The sequence below is a fragment of the Shimia litoralis genome (assembly GCF_005518135.1).
Lineage (GTDB): Bacteria > Pseudomonadota > Alphaproteobacteria > Rhodobacterales > Rhodobacteraceae > Shimia_E > Shimia_E litoralis.
The window spans coordinates 99,604-118,412 of sequence record NZ_SULI01000001.1 but is presented as its reverse complement, the minus strand read 5'-3'; the positions used below and the strand labels follow the sequence as shown (position 1 = coordinate 118,412).

The window sequence follows — 18,809 nt, the reverse complement described above, 5'->3', positions numbered from 1 at the left end:
TTGGTCTAGGTCACATCTGGAACCTCGGGGGCTGGCCCAACATATTTGGACAATATTTCGTCTGAGATCCCCTCTGCATCATAGGCCCCTAATACGATTCCACGACGTCGGGATGCCCCGCGTTTTTCGGTGATTGTCGCATCTGATATGGTTGTACGTTGTGACATGCGCCGGGCCCATGTGAACAGATGGTCGTACATTTGCGCAATGATCGCCTTGTGCGCGTCGCTTTCACCAAGGTCCTCAAGTTCATCGGGGTCATTGTGCAAATCAAACAGCATCGGACGGAACCCGCCTTCGGCGTGCATGAACTTCCAACGGTGCGTGACCACCATAAACAACCGACAGTCTTTGGGCGCCATCCCAAGTTTGACCGCAGCACCCGTACCCGAATAATCATATTCGCTGATGGCAAACTCGCGCCAGTCGTCCGGGGTTTCACCCCTGATCCACGGCATCAAGGACCGCCCTTCCACGATATGCGCTGGCACCTCTCCGCCTGCGGTTTCGATGAACGTCGCCGCCAAATCAATTGACTCAACCAGCGCATTGCACACGGTGCCACGCGTTGCGTCTGCTTCTGGGGACGGATCGAATATGATCATCGGCACTTTGACGGATGGTTCGTGGAACAAGTCCTTTTCGCCCATCCAGTGATCCCCCATATAGTCGCCGTGATCCGAGGTCAGAACAATCATTGTACTGTCCATCTGCCCAGAGTCGTCCAGATACTCAAGGATACGGCCCAAATGATCATCGCATTGTTTTATCAGACCCATATAGGCTGGGATGACGACCTCTCGGACTTTGTCATCATGAAACGCCTTGCCGATGATCCCGTTCAAAAACGCCTCGTACACCGGATGTGGGTTTTCGCGTTCTTGCGGCGCACGCACCACCTTTTGAATTTGGCCCGTATCGTACATCGCGTGATACGGTGCGGGCACAATATACGGCCAATGGGGTTTGATATAACTGACATGCGCGCACCAAGGTGCCCCGTCTTTATGGTCTTGCATGAACGCAATGGCCTGATCCGTGAGCCACGGCGTTTCGCTGTCTTCTTCGCGCACATTGGCGGGCTTATCTGCATGTTGCATCAAAAACCCGCTGGCAATGTCACCGTCCGGTGTGACGCCCGCATTGGCGCTATCATGCCACGGGTTTGGCCCTGCATAGCCCTTGTTCAATAGATATTCATTATAGGGCGATCGGCGGCGGTCATAAAACCCGTCTGGCCCCTCGGCGTTCAACCCATCATCGCGCACCCAAACATCAAACCCGCATTCGCTCACACGCGCGCCTATGACACTGTCGGCGGCCAGCCCAAGGCGCGCCATACCTTCGGCGTCTGCTTTCATGTGGGTTTTCCCGATCAACCATGTCTGCATACCCAGCTTGCGCAGATGATCGCCAAGCGTCATTTCCCCAACCTTGAGAGGATGGTTATTCCATTGGGCCCCATGGCTGTGCACATACCGCCCTGTATAATAGCTCATTCTGCTGGCCCCACAGACGGGGGACTGTACATAAGCGCGATCAAAGCGCACGCCTTTGGCCGCCACACGATCAAAGTTCGGGGTCTGCAAATGCGGATGTCCCGCACAGCTCAGGTAGTCGAACCGCAACTGATCGTACATTATGAACAGAATATTTTTAGTCATGAGACCTCCGCCAATCACACCAGCCGGATGCGCCCTAGGGTGCCACAGCCGTGGGGGCAGTATCACCACAATCACAGCACTCAGACAACCATCCGCGTAACGCCGTTAGTGCAGGATAAGTATCAGCCCCTTTTGGCCAAACCAGATAATATGCCCCGACACTAATGCGGCGCGCGTCTGACATTGTCACAAGCCGCCCTGCGGCAATATCCCCCTGCACCAGATAGTACGGCATCAAAGCAGCCCCCAAACCGGATTGCGCGGCTGTAGACATGGTCGCAAATTGATCCAGCACCATCATCGTATCGCCAAACTGTGCCCCCTGATGGGCTGCCCCCCACTGTGCCCAAGCCTTGGGTCTGGTCTCAAGCTCCAGGCGCGGAATGTCGGCCAAGCTTGCGATCACAGGCGGGGCCCCTGCCAAAACGGACGGGGCCACAACCAACACCAAATCCTCCTTCCAAAGAGGCAGCGCATGGGTATCGGGCCAGTCGTGCGCGCCAAAGTGTATGGCGGCGTGTAGCGTATCAGTGGCAAAATCAAACGGGGCGGTGCGTGTCGTCAAATTCAACGTCACTCCCGGATTGCACCGCAAGAAATCTGGCAATCGGGGGGCCAGCCAATGCGCCCCGAATGCGGGAAGGATCGCAAGGTTGAGCACGCCCCCCTCAGGGTTGGTTTTTAGGGCAATTGTGGCATTCATGATCTGGGTGATCGCGGTGCGGATCTCGGACACGTACAACGCGCCCTGGGGGGTCAACACCAGACGTTTGCCCTCGCGCTGAAACAAAGCGACACCCACCTGCCCCTCGAGCTTTTGAATCTGGCGGCTCACCGCCCCCTGCGTCAGGTCAAGTTCATGCGCAGCATCGGTCACAGACCCACGCCGCGCGACGGTTTCAAATGCCAAAAGCCATGAGGTCGGCGGTGCAAAGCGTCGTGAGATCATAATGCATTCCCTTTTGAAATGATTTTATTCCATTTCGTCGATTTTACCGCAATATTTTGGTACTATAATGCGAAAACGGCATGAAGTGCCGGATATTCGCCACTTTGGAAGCTCAGCACGCGACGTCTGGGCATCCGCAGGTGCTTACAGGAGCAGATATGGATCGCGCAGACATCGTTCACGACGCCTTTGTTCAGGCCCTCACCAACACCAAATTCCCATCCGGGGCCGATCCGTCGGGGCCGCTCGAGGACACATGCGCCATTGAAATTTTTCAGGCCCAATGCATCAGCCGAAATTTGGATCGCACGTCGCGCAAAATGCAAGCAAGCGGTCAAGGGTATTATACCATCGGGTCCTCGGGCCACGAGGGGATGGCAGCCGTCGCAGCCGCATTGCGCCCCACGGATATGGCGTTTCTGCATTATCGGGATGGGGCCTTTCAAACCATGCGCTCGGCACAAGTCGCGGGTATCGATCCTGTCCGCGATATGTTGCTCAGCTTTGCGACATCCACCGCCGATCCCATTTCCGGCGGACGCCACAAGGTCTTGGGGTCACGCGCCCTGAATATCCCGCCACAAACGTCAACAATTGCCAGCCACCTGCCTAAGGCCGTCGGGGCGGCCTATTCCATCGGACTTGCACGGCGGCGCACGCCAGAACACAAGATTCTGGAAGACGACGGGATCGTCATCTGCTCGTTTGGCGACGCGTCCTCAAACCATTCAACCGCGCAAGGCGCGATCAATTCTGCGTGTTGGGCGGCGTATCAATCCACTCCGCTGCCTTTGGTGTTTGTGTGTGAAGACAACGGCATTGGTATCTCTACCCGCACGCCAAAAGGCTGGATTGCAGAAAACTTCAAATCCAAGCCCGGCCTTAAGTACATCCATGCCAATGGCCTTGATCTGTATGACACCTATCGCGCTGCCAAAGAGGCCGCCGCCTATGCGCGCACCCACAAAAAACCAGTGTTCTTGCATCTGACGTTGGTGCGCCTGTACGGCCACGCCGGATCAGATTTGCAACAGGCGTATTTGCCAAAAACCACCTTTGAGCAATGGGAAGCCGACGACCCCCTGCTGCATTCCGCACGCCTTCTGGATCAATCTGGGGCGCTTGCGTCAAAAGACGCCCTGAAAATCTATACCGACACTGCCGCAAGATGTCAGGCCATGGCGCAAGAAATTGCGGCTCTGCCACGGTTGGAAACGGCCCAAGACGTCATGCAAAGCCTGATCCCGCCGGCGCGCCCGTGTTTGCCCAAAAATGGCCCATCAGACACAGAGCGGCTGCGGGTTTTCGGGTCGGACATCAAGGCGATGGACACACCTCAACCCATGGCGCGCCTGCTGAATTGGGCGCTTCGGGATATCATGCTGGACCACCCCGAAGTCGTGATGATGGGCGAAGATATCGGACGCAAGGGGGGCGTGTACGGCGTGACCCAGAAACTTGCCGACCGCTTTGGGGCGGACCGGGTCATCGACAGTTTGCTAGATGAACAAAGTATTTTGGGGCTGGCCATTGGCATGGCGCACAATGGGTTCGTTCCGATCCCTGAAATTCAGTTCCTTGCCTATTTGCATAATGCCGAAGACCAAATCAGAGGCGAAGCGGCCACCCTGCCATTCTTTTCCAATGGTCAGTTCAGCAACCCCATGGTTCTGAGAATTGCAGGTCTGGGATATCAAAAAGGGTTTGGTGGCCATTTCCATAACGACAATTCTCTGGCTGTTCTGCGAGATATTCCGGGCATCGTCATTGCCTGTCCGTCGCGGGGGGATGATGCGGCGATGATGTTACGCGAATGCGTCCGGCTGGCCCGAGAAGAACAACGTGTTGTGGTCTTTGTTGAACCTATTGCGCTGTATCCGATGCGCGACCTTCATGACAACAAGGACGCGGGGTGGATGACGCATTATCCGGCACCGGATCGCAAAATCCCTCTTGGCAGCGTTGGCGTGGACGGCGACGGCCCCTTGGCCATCCTGACCTATGGCAATGGGCGGTATCTGAGCAGCCAAGCGGCGCGCAAACTGGACCACGACGGCCTTGAAACACGCATCATCGATATACGCTGGCTGGCCCCATTACCGACCGATGCGATTTTGCAGGCTTTGCACGGGGCTCAAAAAGTGCTGATCGTGGATGAATGCCGCGAAACCGGAAGCCAATCCGAAGCCCTCATGGCCTTCTTGCACGAGAATTGTGCAGTGCCGCATGCACGCATCGCCGCCCACGACAGCTTTATTGCCACGGGTCCAGCTTATGCTGCCACAATGCCTTCTGCCGACAGCATCGCGCATGCGGCCAAAGCGCTGTGGGACATGTCATAGGTGTGGAAACCGGGGCCCCACAATCGCTTAGCCATCGGCTCCCGTGATTTTGGAAAATGGGTATCAGGCGTTTTTTGTCAGATGTCAGTTTTGAGCCCCTTTTACCTAATGCTACGCATTGCGCAAATGACCGCTTCAATGAAAATCCCGACTTGGGAAAAGCCGTTTTGCTTGATCACGCGGATGCATGGCTCGGGTGGGGTGCCGTGCGGTTTTTGGGGTGTCATCGGTGCGCAGGCCTTCAACATTTAGCGCTTCCGGTTGTGGATGGCCGAGTTCGGACAGTTTATGGGATATGTCCTCCACATTTTGCGCAATCAGGTGAACGACAATACCTTCGCGTTGCAGATGGCCCGTAATGCGCAAAAGCCGCCCGCCCATGACGATGCGCCGAAAGCGTTCATAGATCTTCGGCCAGACCACAACATTGCTGACACCGGTTTCATCTTCAAGCGTCAGGAAGATCACCCCCGACGCCGTCCCGGGCCGTTGGCGCGTAATGACAAGGCCGCAAACGTCGTAACGTCCCAGAGGAATCTGGGACAAAGAGGCATGGGTAACCAACCCCAGAAGCGATGGGCGCAGAAGCTCCATCGGATGGGCGCGCAGGGACAGGCGGGTGGCGACATAATCCTCGACCACCTGTTCGCCCAGCTGCATTACCGGTAAATCTATCTGCGGCTCATGGATGTTTTCCCCATCAATTGGATCGTTGAAAAGCGGCAAGGGTTTGTCGCTGCGGATGGCTTTGACCTGCCACAACGCATCGCGCCGGGTCAGCCCCATATCGGAAAACGCGTCAGCCTCGGCCAGACGTGTCAACACATCCGGACCCAGCCCTGCCCGCAGCCATAGGGAATGGGGGTCGGGATAGCCGTTGCCACGGGCCGCCACGATCCAGCCCGCATTCTCTTCCTTGAAGCCTTTAATCTGACGAAACCCCAGACGCAGGGCCAAAGCCCCATCAGGGCGGCGTTCCAGCCTGTTATCCCATTCAGAATGATTGACGCAAATGGGCCGGATCTCGACGCCATGTTCGCGGGTGTCACGCACGATTTGGGCAGGCGCGTAAAACCCCATTGGCTGAGAATTCAGCAGCGCGCAGGCGAAAATGGCCGGGTGGTGGCATTTCAGCCAAGCCGATACATAGGCCAGCATGGCAAAAGCGGCGGCGTGGCTTTCGGGGAAACCGTAATCGGCAAAGCCCTCGATCTGACCAAAACAACGCTCGGCCACATCCGGTTCATATCCGTTTTGCAACATACCGTTGATGAATTTATCCCGATAGGTGCCGATGGTGCCCATGCGTCGAAACGATGCGAGCGATCGGCGCAGGTGATCAGCCTCTTCAGCGGAAAATCCCGCACCGACGACGGCGATTTGCAGGGCTTGTTCCTGAAAAAGCGGCACACCCAGCGTACGTTTTGTCACCTCTTCCAATGCCGGGCCAAAGGGGGCTGCTTTTTCCAAACCGTTTCGTCGCCGAATGTAAGGCTGCACCATATCCCCCTGAATAGGGCCGGGCCGGACGATGGCGACCTCAATCACCAGATCGTAAAATTCACGCGGTTTCATCCGGGGCAGGAAATTCATCTGCGCGCGACTTTCCACCTGAAAAACGCCAATCGCATCGGCGCGGCACAGCATGTCATAGGTCGGGATATCACCTTGGGGAACCGAGGCGATATTATGGGGGATGTTGTCGTGCCGCAGCATCAGTTCAAACGCTTTGCGAATGCAGCTGAGCATGCCCAACCCCAGCACATCCACCTTGAGGATACCCAATGCATCGATGTCATCTTTGTCCCAACAAATAACCGTGCGATCGACCATCGCGGCATTTTCAATGGGGGCAAGTTCGTCCAACCGTCCACGTGTGATGACAAAACCGCCGACATGCTGGGACAGATGGCGAGGAAAGCCAATGATCTCACCGATCAGGCGAATGGTCTGCATTAGCCGCCGATCCTCGGGGTCAAGGCCAAGTTCACGAATGCGGTCCAAGTCCACACCCCCGTTGGTCATCCCCCAAATTTGGCCGGATAATCCCGCAGTTACATCTTGACTAAGCCCCATGACCTTGCCCACTTCGCGAATAGCAGCGCGGGTGCGGAAATGGATGACGGTGGCGCAAAGCCCTGCGCGTTCACGGCCGTACTTTTTGTAAATCCACTGGATCACCTCTTCGCGCCGCTCGTGTTCAAAATCGACGTCAATGTCAGGTGGTTCCCCCCGGTGTCTGGACACAAAGCGTTCAAACACCATGGCGATCATATCGGGGCTGACATCGGTGATCCCCAGCAGATAACACAGGATAGAATTGGCGGCTGATCCGCGTCCTTGGCACAGGATCCCCTGTGATTTGGCGAATTGCACAATGTCATGCACGGTCAGGAAATAGGCGGGAAAGTTCAACTCGCTTACCACAGCCAGCTCTTTGTCCATCAGTTGAAGCGCCCGGTCCGGCGGACCGTTTGGATAGCGGCGTTTAAGGCCCTCTTTTGCCAGCCGTTCCAGACGTTGTTGTGGGGTTTCACCTTCCGTCTCTTCATGCGGATATTCATAGGACAGTTCGCCCAGATCAAAGCTGCATTTGTCCGCAATTTCCAATGTACGGCGCAGGGCCGCCGGGTAATCGCGAAACACCCGAGCCATGTCCGCACCCGCTTTTAGGCGACGTTCACCATTTGGCAGCGCGCGGGTGCCAATCTGATCTATCGTGATATGTTCGCGCATACAGGTCAGCACATCGGCCAGCTGGCGACGGCCCGCGCGGTGCATCAACACATCGCCCACAGCCACCATCGGACTTGATGCCCGCCCCGCCACCTGAGCACAGCTGGCCAGATAGGCCTGATCGCTGCCGTCATAACGGGGGGCGGCCCCCAAGAAGACGTGATTGGGGAAATGCCGCCCCACGGCCCGGATGTCAGGGATGCTTTTAGACAAGGAACCTTGCGGCAAAGCGATCAGGATCATCCCCTTACAGGCCGAGATCATATCCTTGGTGTATAGAATACACTGCCCCTTTTGCGTGCGGCGCTTTCCCAAGGTCAGCAGGCGTGTCAGTCGTTGATACGCGACTTTGTCGCGGGGTAAAGCAAGCCAATCCACCGTGCTATCTTGCAAGACAAGCCGACAGCCCACGATTAGCTTAGGAAGAGATACGACAATGGGCCGTTCAATCAGATCACTGTGGCCGATGCCTTGCCGGGACGATGCATCCATCCGGTGATGAGAGCGAATGTGCAACGCTCCATGTGTCTCGCGTTTCATCTCTTTCAAGGCGCTCCATGCGCGCACCACACCCGCCAGAGAGTTCTGGTCTGTGATGGCAATGGCAGACAGGCCCAATTCAGCCGCACGCACCACCAGTTCCTCTGGGTGCGATGCCCCGGTCAGAAAGGTGAAATTCGTGGTGACGCAAAGCTCGGCATAATCTTGTGCCTGCATGCGGGTGTCCAGCAAATCCCGCTGGAATGCCTCGACCGGACGATGGGTGCGGTTCACCTTGATCATGCGAATTCCCCTTGCACAAACCAGCCTGGGTTTTGGGGGGTATAAAACAGCCAAAGCCGCCGTCCTTGCGTGGTTTCCACCTGCCAGTAATCGCGCAGGCCAGAGCGCCAGTTTTCGTCATCCAGCCACCATTCCGGGGCAATACGTTCCGGGCCAGTGGCGCGACCGGTGGTCAGGGGGATACGCCGCCAGCGAAACCGTTCAGGTGGACGCGCACCTGACCCGGCAATGGGTTCAGGTGGAAACAGGGTGATCGGGCGCAGATTGGCCCGGATCCACGCGTCCGAAGGTTCAGAATATGCCGCCGCAGCAATGATAAAACTGCGTTCCGGGATATGGCTTTCGGCTGGTAAAAAACGCTGAATGTTTTCCAACCCGACCCGTGTGCCAAGTCGGCTGATCAGGTCCTCTAAGCTGTTTTTGTCTCCGTCCGTGACATGACAGATCTGTTGAACTGGAACGCTTTCAACCTGCGTGGCCTCCAGCCTCAACTGGTCAATACCAAACCCGGCATCCACCTCGGCCAGCCTGCGTTCAAAAAGGGATAAAATACGCTGTGGGTCTCGTAAGGCGCGCGCCAGGCGCAGTTCGACCTGCTGATAGCCCTGATCGACACGACGCAAGGTCATGCATAATTTCCGCACCCCCATTTCCTGCATTTTCAATTTCTTGCAAAGCTGAACAAGAAGCCGTTCCGCCCCAGCCATCACATCCGTCACAAGGCCGATGGGGTCGGGCAAGGTCAACCGCACCGCATAATGGGGTGGCTCGGCCTGTGGTGTGATTGCTTCGGGTTGTGCCTCCAACGCCTGATCCAGCCGCAACAAAAGATCGGGGCCAAAACGGCGAGAGAGCGGCGCGCGCGGGGCCTGAGCCAGATCGCCAATGTGGCGCAGCCCCAACCGCTGCAAAGCAACGGACATGCTGTCCTCTATACGCAAAGCGGCAACGGGTAGGGATTTCAACGCGGTCAATGCCGCCCCGTTTGGGGCAATGCCCTCAGCATAATGTGCCAAGGCCCAGGCCGCCCCGCGTGTATCCGCGCACCCAACTTGCACAGACAGCCCGGCGCGCAGAAGGCGGGTGCGCATGTCGTTCAGCATGGCCTCTTCGCCGCCAAACAGATGCGCCGCCCCGGTGATGTCCATCACCAGCCCATCGTTGTCTTCCTGCCCGACCCAAGGGCAATAACGGGTGGCCCAGCGGCGCAGCATAGAAAGAAATCTTTGATCCTGCTCAGGCTTGGCCTTATGGCTTTGCAGGTCCGGACAGAATGCACGGGCATCTGCATAAGGCATGCCCAGCCGCAGGCCTTGCCGGGCGGCGTCAGTATTCAGGCAGTAGATCCGATTGGCATTGCGCTGCTTAAGTGTCAGAACAAACGGCCCGTCTATCGGGCGCTGGCGCAAAACCCGGTCACTTGCCAGCCGGGGAAACCATAAAGAGACGACGCGACGCTGCATCCCATCTAGCATGCCAAACACCTAATGTTCCTGATTTGTTCTTAATAAGCTCCCACATCTGTAGAGTCGAGTCTTTGGGGTCAAACACAGGGGCGCAACGCCACCGGGTTTCGGCGGCATTACTGCCCATCCCTTCTGGAATGATCGCAAGTCCGGTCGTTTGCCCATCCCGCGCCGCAAGTTGTAAGCGCCGCCCTTCGGTCAGCCCGATGGGTTTATTCAATTGCAGCACAACCAGTGAAACCGCCCCCGACCGTAGGGCTTCTTCGGCCACGGCAAGCGTTTCGGTCTGATCTTCAGTGTTACAGATCGTTAACGCTGAGGGCGAAATGAAGTCTAAAAACCCCGTTGGATTGACCTGTCGGGTATCCCAACCTTCACGCACCCAAATCACGGGGTCAGCCAGTTGCGCCGCAAGTGTAAAGGCGAACATATATGCCCCCGCCCCGCATACCTCATGCGTGCGGGCCTTGGTCGGGGGGAAGAAAGCTAAATCCTGCATATCCAAAATCTAGCACGCTACGGCCCCGCTGAAAATATTTGTATATTGTTCATAGCGGACATTGGCGTATATGCAGCAAAAGTCGGTTTTGTCCGCATAGCGGTCATTGATCCGCTTTCAAGAAAATCAGGCTTCTCTCAACGAGATCTTCGGGAGGAGCCATGCGGTAAAGACCGTCAGAAACACGACGGGATCGCGTCACTTCAACAGTGACAACAGGGGGCTAGACTGCACCAACCCCCTTTTTATGTCGTACACAATGATCGCTTGCCTTAGTGTCTTAGGGCACAGGCACCCAATCGTTGGTCGGATCAAAGCTCTCCATCGCGAGACTCGCCTCAAGGCCCTGCTCGCCCAGATCGAATTCCAGGATCGTCCCGTTTTCCGCGACCATAAAGCTCATGATCCCAGTGACACCATATTCCGCGGGTACGGCGATCGCGGCATGACCTGCGATCTGATTTCCATTCACCACGTAATCCAACGCCCCACCCGGTGCGTGTTCACCCTGTTTGTTAAACAGACGATACACATAGCCAGCATAGGGTTCGGGCGCGGCATCTTCACCGTCGACCACATGCCCTTCTGCTGCGGCGCGCGCAAAGAACTCTCCGGCAGGGCTTGCAGAGCCAGACCAATACAGCCCGTCGCGGGTACCTTCACTAGAGATAATGCGCGGGGCAAACTCGAGAACGCCGTCTTCGTCCCAATCTGTCTGGCGATACTCTGCCTGAACATCGACATAGCTTTCTAGAATGCTGATGGTCTCTAACTCGTTGCGCCCGATCCGCCGACGCGCCATTTCTTCACGGCCTTCGGCGACATCAAACACCCAGTATCCGCTCTCGTCGCGATACATGGGCATAGGAAAGGCCCAGTTGTCCTCTCCGACCAAGAGCACGGCATATTTCCCATAGATTTCCTGAACAAAATACTCGTCATCGAACGCCGCGACAAAGCTTGTCCAGATGGCGCGATCCTGCGCGGCATTGCCCGTGGTAAACGTGCCCTCGGCGTCGGTGCCGAACAACCCGACCATGTCTTCGACAGAATGGGTGCGCACAGCTTCGGCCAAAGCATTGGCCAGATCATCCGCCGACGTGAACCCTTTTTCAATCTTCTGGTATCCGGCAGTCGCAGAAGTTGCGACCAATACCGCGCCAGCAATCACGAGACTCTTTGCAAACATAGGACTTCTCATCTTCTTCCTCCTCTGGCGTGCGCGGCACCCCCTCGAGATCCGGATTTACGGGCACCTGCGCCACTTTGATGACGCTGCATTGACGATGGTTTGGCTTTGCGTGCCTGAGGTTTGGCGCGGGGCTTGGCCGCAGGTTTTGCGGCTGGTTTCTTACGTGCCGGTGTCACCGATTTTGACGGTGTCGCGGGACGTTTGGACGCGCCTTTGTTTCCAGGACGTGTGGCATTGGCCTTGGGTCGATCCCCGCCGCCAACTTTTGATGCCGCAGGACGGTTTTCCGGACGCGTAATGTCCTTGGCACCAGTTTTCTTACCCAGATCCTTGCGCATTGCATCGCCACGGCTTGGTTTATCCGTCAAAGACGGCACCCCCCCTGCCTTGGCACCGGGCCGTTTGTTGCCTGCGCCATTGCTTGGGCGGTCCCGCAACTGGTCTTTGGCGCGTGCTTCGCGGCGTGGCTCTGGCTTCCAGCCGCCGCCCACATTGATGTCATTGCCAATGTTGACGTTGCCATTGACGTTGATTCCACCAGGACGGTGATGAATGGGGCGACCATTCCAACCGCCACAATTGCGACAGCCCCAATATCCGCCCCAATAGTTGTTGCTGCGGAAAATTGTGGTCATCAAGATGGCCGCGCCAAAGAAGATCAGCGCATCGTTATTCTGGTGATACACAGTTGTCGTGTCATAGGTCGGGACGTAAACCACCTCTGGGTCAGACGGCAAAATCACCACCGCGTCTGTTTCGTCGCGCGAGACTTCCTGTTCTTCACTGTCCACAAGGCTGCCGGCGTCAATTGCGGCTTCGCGCATGCGTTGAACCGACGCCATGACATCGTCAGATTGGGCCAGCATCGCCGTGCCCATCAGTTCGGTCCAATCGATATTCTGTGCCATCCGGTCCAGGACATCGGGAAAAGCTGTGGCAAGAACGCCCACGCTTGGGTCCCAAGTTTCCTTTTCTACAGCGGCAGTAATTTCATCCTGCGTCAAACCTTCGTTTTCCGAAAGCCATCGATCCGCTTTGACCACTTCTAAGGGGTAGGTTGACGCCACAAGGACCTGAATGAGCAGGGTATCCGGATACAAGGCAACTGGGGCAACAAGCTCATCCAGTTCTTGATCGGTCAAGCCAGCATCGGCTTCAGTTTGGTCGTCGGCGCTGACCGCAGCAGTCGACGCACCCCCACTTGCGGTGGCCTCTTGCAAAAACACAGATGTCGTTGGATATGTCGACATCGCAAATATCAACAATGTCGGCGTCACAAAATCACGCATTACTATACTCCCTCTCTATCCAACCAGACTACTACGAACACGTCCTGTCGCAACTGGCTATATTTGTTTCCCGCCTATCTTGTTGCGGCAGGGGTGTTGATCCGTAATCTCATCAAGATGACATCCTTGTGACACTAACCTTGAACACGATAGAATTTCTTTTCAGAATTGCATTTTGTATATAATGTCCAATCATGTCACTAGGCGCGGGATGTTGAAAGTGAAGCTACAAACTGTGGACATCGGCAAAACGGCTTCTGCCGCAAGTTTGATCTTCGAAGCGGTGCGCAAAGCCATCATCGAAGGAGATCTAAACGAGGGCGAGGCCCTGCGCCAAGATGAATTGGCGCGCATGTTCAACACCAGCCGCATCCCTGTGCGCGAAGCTCTGACGATGTTAGAGCAACAGGGGCTTGTGAAAATCGAACGCTACAAAGGCGCCATCGTTGCGGGGCTTTCGTTGGACGAAACCAATGAAATTTTCGATTTTCGCGCTCTTGTCGAACCTGAAGTTATTCGGTCTGCGGTTCCACAAATGACACAATCCCAACTGCGCAAGGCGCGCGGGTATATTGACAAGTTCGCACGCGCTGATGATCCGATGGCGTACGGTGATCTGAACCGGAAATTCCACGCCACGCTGTATCAGGCCAGCAAGATGACCTATCACATGAACGCCATCAACAATTCCATTGATCGGATTGACCGCTATGTGCGTGCGCAGCTGGTGCAACTTGGCGGGATGGAGCGTGCCAACCAAGAGCATCGCAAAATCCTCGAGGCCTGTGAAAAGGGCGACGCCAACCTGGCCGCCCAGCTCACTGCAGATCACATCATCGGTGCCAAGACCGCGCTAAACGCCCATTTCCAAAACGCAGCTTCCTGAACCCTCCCAACCGTTACAGCGGGAAGAAACATGCAACTCTGTGGTCAGTGCCTGACAATTCGGGGCGCTGTGTTTTGCAACCCTCTTTGGCCAGCCAACACCGCGGTGCAAAGGCACATCCGGGCAGATCATCCAGCGGTGACGGCAATTCGCCCTCAAGCTTAATCCGGTCTTTCTTGGCCGTGGGATCAGCGCGGGGCGTTGTGGACAGCAAGGCCTTTGAATACGGGTGCTTTGGCGCCGCAAACAGGTCTTCCTTGGATGCCCGCTCCACGGCGCGGCCCAGATACATCACAATCACCTCATCAGCAAAATGCCGAACAACCGACAAATCATGCGAGATAAACAAATACGCCAGCCCCAAGCGATCCTGAAGTTCAACCAACAGGTTCAAAATCTGGCTTTGAATGGACACATCAAGCGCCGATACTGGTTCATCCAAAACCAACACTTTCGGATCAAGCATCAATGCACGGGCAATCGAAATGCGCTGGCGCTGACCGCCAGAAAACATATGCGGATAGCGGTCGTAGTGCTCTTCGCGCAATCCAACCAATGCGATCATCTCGCGAGCGCGGGTTTCACGCTCGGCTGCCGATAACTCTGGGCGATTGATCTTGAGCGGCTCTTCCAGAATTTGTCCGATACGCTGGCGCGGATTGAGCGAGCCATAAGGGTCCTGAAACACAATCTGCACCGATTTGCGCAATCCGGCCCAATCTTTGGGCGTGACATTTTCACCGGCAATTTCCAACGTGCCGTCTGTGGGTTCTTCGATCATTGTGATCAACCGCGCCAGAGTGGATTTCCCACACCCAGACTCGCCCACGATGGCCAATGTCTTGCCAGCATCCAGTTCGAAATCGATGCCCGCAAGCGCACGCACTGTTTTTACAGGGCTCAAAAAACCATCTTTGACATCATAAAATCGTGCCAAGTTCTGGGCTTTTACAACAGGTCCGCTCATTGCTGCGCTCCTTGTTCAGCGACCAATGGATAGTGGCAACGCGCCTGCCCCTGCTCTGTGCCACAGGCCACAGGTGGCGTGGATTTGCATTTTTCATCCGCATAGCGGCATCGTGGAGAAAACAGGCAGCCTGCGGGGCGGTCGAATTGCCCCGGTACCACCCCCGGAATGGTCGGCAGCAATTTTGACGTCGCGCGCTCTGGCAACGCATCCAGCAACGCCGACGTATACGGATGGAACGGATGCTCGAACAGATCCCGAACTGGTTGTTCTTCGGCCTTTTGACCCGCGTATTGAACGCTGACCCGCTCTGCTGTTTCCGCGACCACCCCCATGTCATGCGTGATCAGAACCAGCGCCATATCGTTTTCTTCGCGCAGGCCCACCAACAGGTCAAGAATCTGCGCCTGAATGGTCACGTCCAACGCCGTTGTGGGTTCGTCCGCAATCAACAACTTGGGTTTACAGGCGATCGCCATGGCGATCATCACCCGCTGGTTCATCCCCCCCGACATCTGATGCGGAAAGTTGCTTAACCGCGTCTCGGGTGCTGGAATGCCAACTTGATCGAACAGTTCAATCGCACGCTTATGACGTGCCGCCCGATCCAACCCAAGATGGATGCGCAGGGCCTCTTTGATTTGATATCCAACCGTAAAGCAGGGATTAAGCGATGACATCGGCTCTTGAAAGATCATCGCCATATCTTTGCCGATAATCTGACGGCGTTCGCGGGGCGAGATGCTCTTGAGATCACGGCCTTCAAACGTCAGCTCGTCCGCCGTGATGGTTGCTGTCCATGGCAAAAGCCCCATAAGTGCAAGCATCGACACCGACTTGCCGGACCCACTTTCACCGACAACGGCAAGGACCTCACCTTTGTCAACGGACATATCAACACCATCCACAGCGCGAAACTTGCCGGATGCTGTGGCGAAATCCACGGAAAGATTGCGAATACGTAATAGGCTCATATCACTTAACTCCGCTTCAGCTTGGGATCGAGCGCGTCGCGCAGACCGTCGCCCATCAGGTTAATCGCCAAAACAGTGACCAGAATGGCCAGCCCTGGGAAGGTCACAACCCACCAAGCGCGCAAAATGAACTCGCGAGATTCAGCAAGCATCGTGCCCCATTCCGGTGTGGGCGGTTGCGCCCCCATACCAAGGAACCCAAGCGCCGCCGCATCCAAAATCGCCGTCGAGAACGATAGTGCGGCCTGCACGATCAGTGGCCCCAAACAATTCGGCAACACAGTGATAAACATCAGGCGCCACAACCCTGCACCAGCCACACGGGCCGACGTGACATAGTCTTTTTGACGCTCTGACAGAACCGATGCGCGCGTCAGGCGCACGTAATGCGGCTGGAATACAATTGCGATCGCGATCATCGCATTTGTCAGGGACGGCCCAAGAATGGCCACAAGCACCAACGCCAGCAAAAGCGATGGAAACGCCAGAATGATGTCCATCACCCGCATGATCACGGTATCGACGATCTTGGGGGCAAAGCCCGACAGCAGGCCAATCAAAATGCCCCCGGATGCGGCGATAGACACAACAACGATGCCGACAAAGAACGAATACCGAGATCCCGAAATCAGGCGCGATAACATATCACGGCCCAAGGGGTCAGTGCCCAAAGGAAACGCCCAGTCGCCACCTTCCTGCCACGCAGGGGGGAGCAAGATGTGTTCGCGGAACTGTTCGGCCGCATCATACGGCGCGAGCAAGGGGGCAAACGCAGCACAAAGCACAAAGGCGACAAACACCCAAAAGCCAAAGACCGCGCCGCGATTTTCACTAAAGTAATACCAGAATTCCCGAAGCGCACTGGGCCGTTCTGCGGAGGTGGTGGTTTGATCTGTCATCACCGTTTCCTGATCTTGGGGTTGATAACGCCATACAGCACATCAACAGTGAGATTTACGATCATCACGATCACAGCGATCATCAACAGGCCACCCTGCACAACAGGATAGTCACGACGGAAAATGCTATCGACCATCCATTTGCCAATGCCGGGCCAGCTAAAGATGGTTTCGGTCAAAATCGCCCCCGCCAGCAATGTCCCAACTGACAGGCCGATCACAGTCACAACCGGAATAAGCGCGTTGCGCAGCGCATGCACCCCGTTGATCCGCGCAGGCGACATGCCTTTGGCACGTGCCGTCCGGATATAGTCTTCGCCCAGAACCTCGAGCATGGCCGAGCGCGTCTGGCGCGCAATCACCGCAAGCGGGATGGTCCCCAATACGATGGTGGGCAGGATCAGGTGACGTGCTGCGGACTTAAAGGCACCTTCCTGACCAGACAGCACGCTGTCGATCAACATAAAACCGGTGACATCATCGAAATAGTATAGCAGGTCAATGCGTCCGGACACCGGGGTCCAACCCAAATTCCCCGAGAAGACGATGATCAAAAGCAAAGCCCACCAAAAGATCGGCATGGAATATCCGATAAGCGCCGAGGACATGAGCGCACGATCAAAGAATTTGCCCCTGTTGACCGCTGCGATGACCCCTGCGGGTAAGCCCAATGCCATGGCAAAAATCATCGCGCATATCGATAATTCAAGCGTGGCTGGGAAAAGGGCGAAAAATTCATCCCACACAGGTTTCTTGGTCACAAAGCTTGTGCCCAGATCCCCCTGAACGACGCCGCCCAGATAGTCCCAATACTGTGCGAGCACGGGCTTGTCATACCCAAGCTTCACAACCAGTTCCTGATACCGTTCTTCTGAAATACCGCGTTCACCAGCCATCACGATAATCGGATCGCCGGGAAGAACGCGGATAAACATGAACGAGATCAGCGTCACGCCAATAAAGGTCGGAAGGAAAGTGGCCAATCTGGCCAAGAGATAGCGAAACATCAGCGCCCCACAATCATGAGTTCTTTGGGGAAGCTGGTCAAAGACCGGCATCCGGTTTCAGTCACAAGCACATCATCTTCGATCCTGACACCAAAATTGCCAAGATCATAGAGGCCCGGTTCGTTCGTATAGACCATTCCGGCCTGCATCACCTGCGCGTTGCCCCGCATAATATAGGGGGCTTCGTGCACATCACGGCCAAGACCATGACCGGTCTTGGTGCGGATACGATCTGCATAAGGAGATGCCTCGAGCACCCCTGTGACAGCATCGTCAATATCGTGGGCGGTCACGCCTGCGCGCGTTACCTCGAACCCCTTCAGGTTCGCATTCAGCACAGTTTGATACACGTCGCGCCCTTCGTCTGACACATCTGCGACAAACACGGTGCGGGTGATATCGGCCGCAAAACCATGCTTGCGCGCCCCAAAATCAAACAACAACGCATCGCCGCGTTTCACATGGTAATCTGCGCGGGCTTTCGCATGGGGACGGGCGGAATTGTCGCCGGCGGCCACAATTGGCGCAAAGGCTTGATCTTCTGCCCCTTCGGCAAAAAGCGACTGGATCAGCGCCTGTTCAATCTGTTTTTCGGTCTGTCCGACGCGGACACCATCCAAGACCCGCTTCAGCGCGCGTTCCGAGACGTCGATCGCCGCTTGCAGCGCGTCAATATCTTGTGGTGTCTTCACGATACGCAGGCCCGAGATTGCCTTTTCGCCATCCACAATCTTTAGCTCTGGCATCGCCTGCTTTAGAGCGTGGTGCACAAAAACCCGCATCACTTGGCCTTCTACGGCGAGGGATGAAAGCGGCATATGCTGCGCCAAGGCATCAAAAGCGGCGGCATAGCCGTCCTGATCACGCCAGTCGAAAACAGCGCCATCAAAATCAACCAATGCCCAACTGCCCAGTTCAAGATTGGGCACAATTGCAGCGGGGGCGCCTTGCGCGGGGATCACAGCCACAAACGGGCGCTCGTGGCTCATAAATGGTTTCTGGAATGCGCGATTAAAGTTTGGGCCAGGCACCAAGGCAACGGCATCTACTGCCAAGTCGCGGGCCACTTGCCGATATTCGGCCAGAGGGTCGGTCATGCGATGTCTCCGGGAAAAAGAAACCGGAGCCACGCACGCGCAGCTCCGGTTCAAGGATG

General features: G+C 56.1%; 14 protein-coding genes. 2 read left to right on the top strand and 12 right to left on the bottom strand.

All coding sequences use genetic code 11. The annotated features are described in order from the left end of the window. Positions 1–5: 5 nt before the first annotated feature. Positions 6–1,664, bottom strand: a complete 1,659-nt coding sequence (locus FAP39_RS00515; RefSeq protein ID WP_138014406.1) for a sulfatase-like hydrolase/transferase — start codon at positions 1,662–1,664, stop codon at positions 6–8. A gap of 34 nt (positions 1,665–1,698) precedes the next feature. Continuing rightward, positions 1,699–2,613: a LysR substrate-binding domain-containing protein gene (locus FAP39_RS00510; RefSeq protein WP_246058891.1), complete on the bottom strand. Its 915-nt coding sequence runs from the start codon at positions 2,611–2,613 to the stop codon at positions 1,699–1,701. Positions 2,614–2,771: 158 nt separating this feature from the next. Here FAP39_RS00510 and FAP39_RS00505 point away from each other — a divergent pair, with 158 nt between their 5' ends. After that, positions 2,772–4,955: a thiamine pyrophosphate-dependent enzyme gene (locus tag FAP39_RS00505; RefSeq protein WP_138014404.1), complete on the top strand. Its 2,184-nt coding sequence runs from the start codon at positions 2,772–2,774 to the stop codon at positions 4,953–4,955. A gap of 135 nt (positions 4,956–5,090) precedes the next feature. Here the strand turns inward: FAP39_RS00505 and FAP39_RS00500 are convergent, their stop codons facing one another. The 5 genes from FAP39_RS00500 to FAP39_RS00480 form a co-directional block, all read right to left on the bottom strand. Next, positions 5,091–8,474: an error-prone DNA polymerase gene (locus FAP39_RS00500; RefSeq protein WP_138014403.1), complete on the bottom strand. Its 3,384-nt coding sequence runs from the start codon at positions 8,472–8,474 to the stop codon at positions 5,091–5,093. Further along, on the bottom strand, positions 8,471–9,949 hold the full coding sequence (locus tag FAP39_RS00495) for a Y-family DNA polymerase (RefSeq protein WP_138014675.1): 1,479 nt from the start codon (positions 9,947–9,949) through the stop codon (positions 8,471–8,473). Before FAP39_RS00495 ends, FAP39_RS00500 begins: the two co-directional genes overlap by 4 nt. After that, positions 9,891–10,370 carry an ImuA family protein gene (locus FAP39_RS00490; RefSeq protein ID WP_246058890.1) on the bottom strand — a complete coding sequence of 160 codons (480 nt, stop codon included), beginning with the start codon at positions 10,368–10,370 and terminating at the stop codon, positions 9,891–9,893. Before FAP39_RS00490 ends, FAP39_RS00495 begins: the two co-directional genes overlap by 59 nt. 349 nt (positions 10,371–10,719) lie before the next feature. Further along, positions 10,720–11,628 carry a DUF2950 family protein gene (locus FAP39_RS00485; RefSeq protein ID WP_171006751.1) on the bottom strand — a complete coding sequence of 303 codons (909 nt, stop codon included), beginning with the start codon at positions 11,626–11,628 and terminating at the stop codon, positions 10,720–10,722. Between the two features lie 8 nt (positions 11,629–11,636). After that, on the bottom strand, positions 11,637–12,920 hold the full coding sequence (locus FAP39_RS00480; RefSeq protein ID WP_138014400.1) for a DUF3300 domain-containing protein: 1,284 nt from the start codon (positions 12,918–12,920) through the stop codon (positions 11,637–11,639). 220 nt (positions 12,921–13,140) lie between these two features. Between FAP39_RS00480 and FAP39_RS00475 the strand changes: the two genes are divergently transcribed. Next, the gene (locus FAP39_RS00475) at positions 13,141–13,806 is read left to right on the top strand and encodes a GntR family transcriptional regulator (protein WP_138014399.1); all 666 of its coding nucleotides are present in this window, start codon (positions 13,141–13,143) and stop codon (positions 13,804–13,806) included. A gap of 13 nt (positions 13,807–13,819) precedes the next feature. Here the strand turns inward: FAP39_RS00475 and FAP39_RS00470 are convergent, their stop codons facing one another. The 5 genes from FAP39_RS00470 to FAP39_RS00450 are packed head-to-tail and all read right to left on the bottom strand — an operon-like array spanning position 13,820 to position 18,750. Next, positions 13,820–14,773, bottom strand: coding sequence for an ABC transporter ATP-binding protein (locus FAP39_RS00470; RefSeq protein ID WP_138014398.1), 954 nt, complete (start codon positions 14,771–14,773; stop codon positions 13,820–13,822). Continuing rightward, the gene (locus tag FAP39_RS00465) at positions 14,770–15,747 is read right to left on the bottom strand and encodes an ABC transporter ATP-binding protein (protein ID WP_138014397.1); all 978 of its coding nucleotides are present in this window, start codon (positions 15,745–15,747) and stop codon (positions 14,770–14,772) included. Before FAP39_RS00465 ends, FAP39_RS00470 begins: the two co-directional genes overlap by 4 nt. A 5-nt stretch (positions 15,748–15,752) precedes the next feature. Further along, positions 15,753–16,646, bottom strand: a complete 894-nt coding sequence (locus FAP39_RS00460) for an ABC transporter permease subunit (RefSeq protein ID WP_138014396.1) — start codon at positions 16,644–16,646, stop codon at positions 15,753–15,755. After that, a complete protein-coding gene (locus tag FAP39_RS00455) occupies positions 16,646–17,653 on the bottom strand; it encodes an ABC transporter permease subunit (protein ID WP_138014395.1) in 1,008 nt (335 codons plus the stop codon). The genes FAP39_RS00460 and FAP39_RS00455 overlap by 1 nt, the downstream gene beginning before the upstream one ends. Then, on the bottom strand, positions 17,653–18,750 hold the full coding sequence (locus FAP39_RS00450) for a M24 family metallopeptidase (RefSeq protein ID WP_138014394.1): 1,098 nt from the start codon (positions 18,748–18,750) through the stop codon (positions 17,653–17,655). The genes FAP39_RS00455 and FAP39_RS00450 overlap by 1 nt, the downstream gene beginning before the upstream one ends. Between the last annotated feature and the right edge of the window lie 59 nt (positions 18,751–18,809).

Coding starts and splice junctions, on each gene's coding strand:
- FAP39_RS00500 (WP_138014403.1), bottom strand. CDS start 8,474: ATGATCAAGGTGAACCGCACCCATCGTCCGGTCGAGGCATTCCAGCGG.
- FAP39_RS00490 (WP_246058890.1), bottom strand. CDS start 10,370: ATGTTCGCCTTTACACTTGCGGCGCAACTGGCTGACCCCGTGATTTGG.
- FAP39_RS00455 (WP_138014395.1), bottom strand. CDS start 17,653: ATGTTTCGCTATCTCTTGGCCAGATTGGCCACTTTCCTTCCGACCTTT.
- FAP39_RS00470 (WP_138014398.1), bottom strand. CDS start 14,773: ATGAGCGGACCTGTTGTAAAAGCCCAGAACTTGGCACGATTTTATGAT.
- FAP39_RS00485 (WP_171006751.1), bottom strand. CDS start 11,628: ATGTTTGCAAAGAGTCTCGTGATTGCTGGCGCGGTATTGGTCGCAACT.
- FAP39_RS00505 (WP_138014404.1), top strand. CDS start 2,772: ATGGATCGCGCAGACATCGTTCACGACGCCTTTGTTCAGGCCCTCACC.
- FAP39_RS00495 (WP_138014675.1), bottom strand. CDS start 9,949: ATGCTAGATGGGATGCAGCGTCGCGTCGTCTCTTTATGGTTTCCCCGG.
- FAP39_RS00510 (WP_246058891.1), bottom strand. CDS start 2,613: ATGATCTCACGACGCTTTGCACCGCCGACCTCATGGCTTTTGGCATTT.
- FAP39_RS00460 (WP_138014396.1), bottom strand. CDS start 16,646: ATGACAGATCAAACCACCACCTCCGCAGAACGGCCCAGTGCGCTTCGG.
- FAP39_RS00465 (WP_138014397.1), bottom strand. CDS start 15,747: ATGAGCCTATTACGTATTCGCAATCTTTCCGTGGATTTCGCCACAGCA.
- FAP39_RS00480 (WP_138014400.1), bottom strand. CDS start 12,920: ATGCGTGATTTTGTGACGCCGACATTGTTGATATTTGCGATGTCGACA.
- FAP39_RS00515 (WP_138014406.1), bottom strand. CDS start 1,664: ATGACTAAAAATATTCTGTTCATAATGTACGATCAGTTGCGGTTCGAC.
- FAP39_RS00450 (WP_138014394.1), bottom strand. CDS start 18,750: ATGACCGACCCTCTGGCCGAATATCGGCAAGTGGCCCGCGACTTGGCA.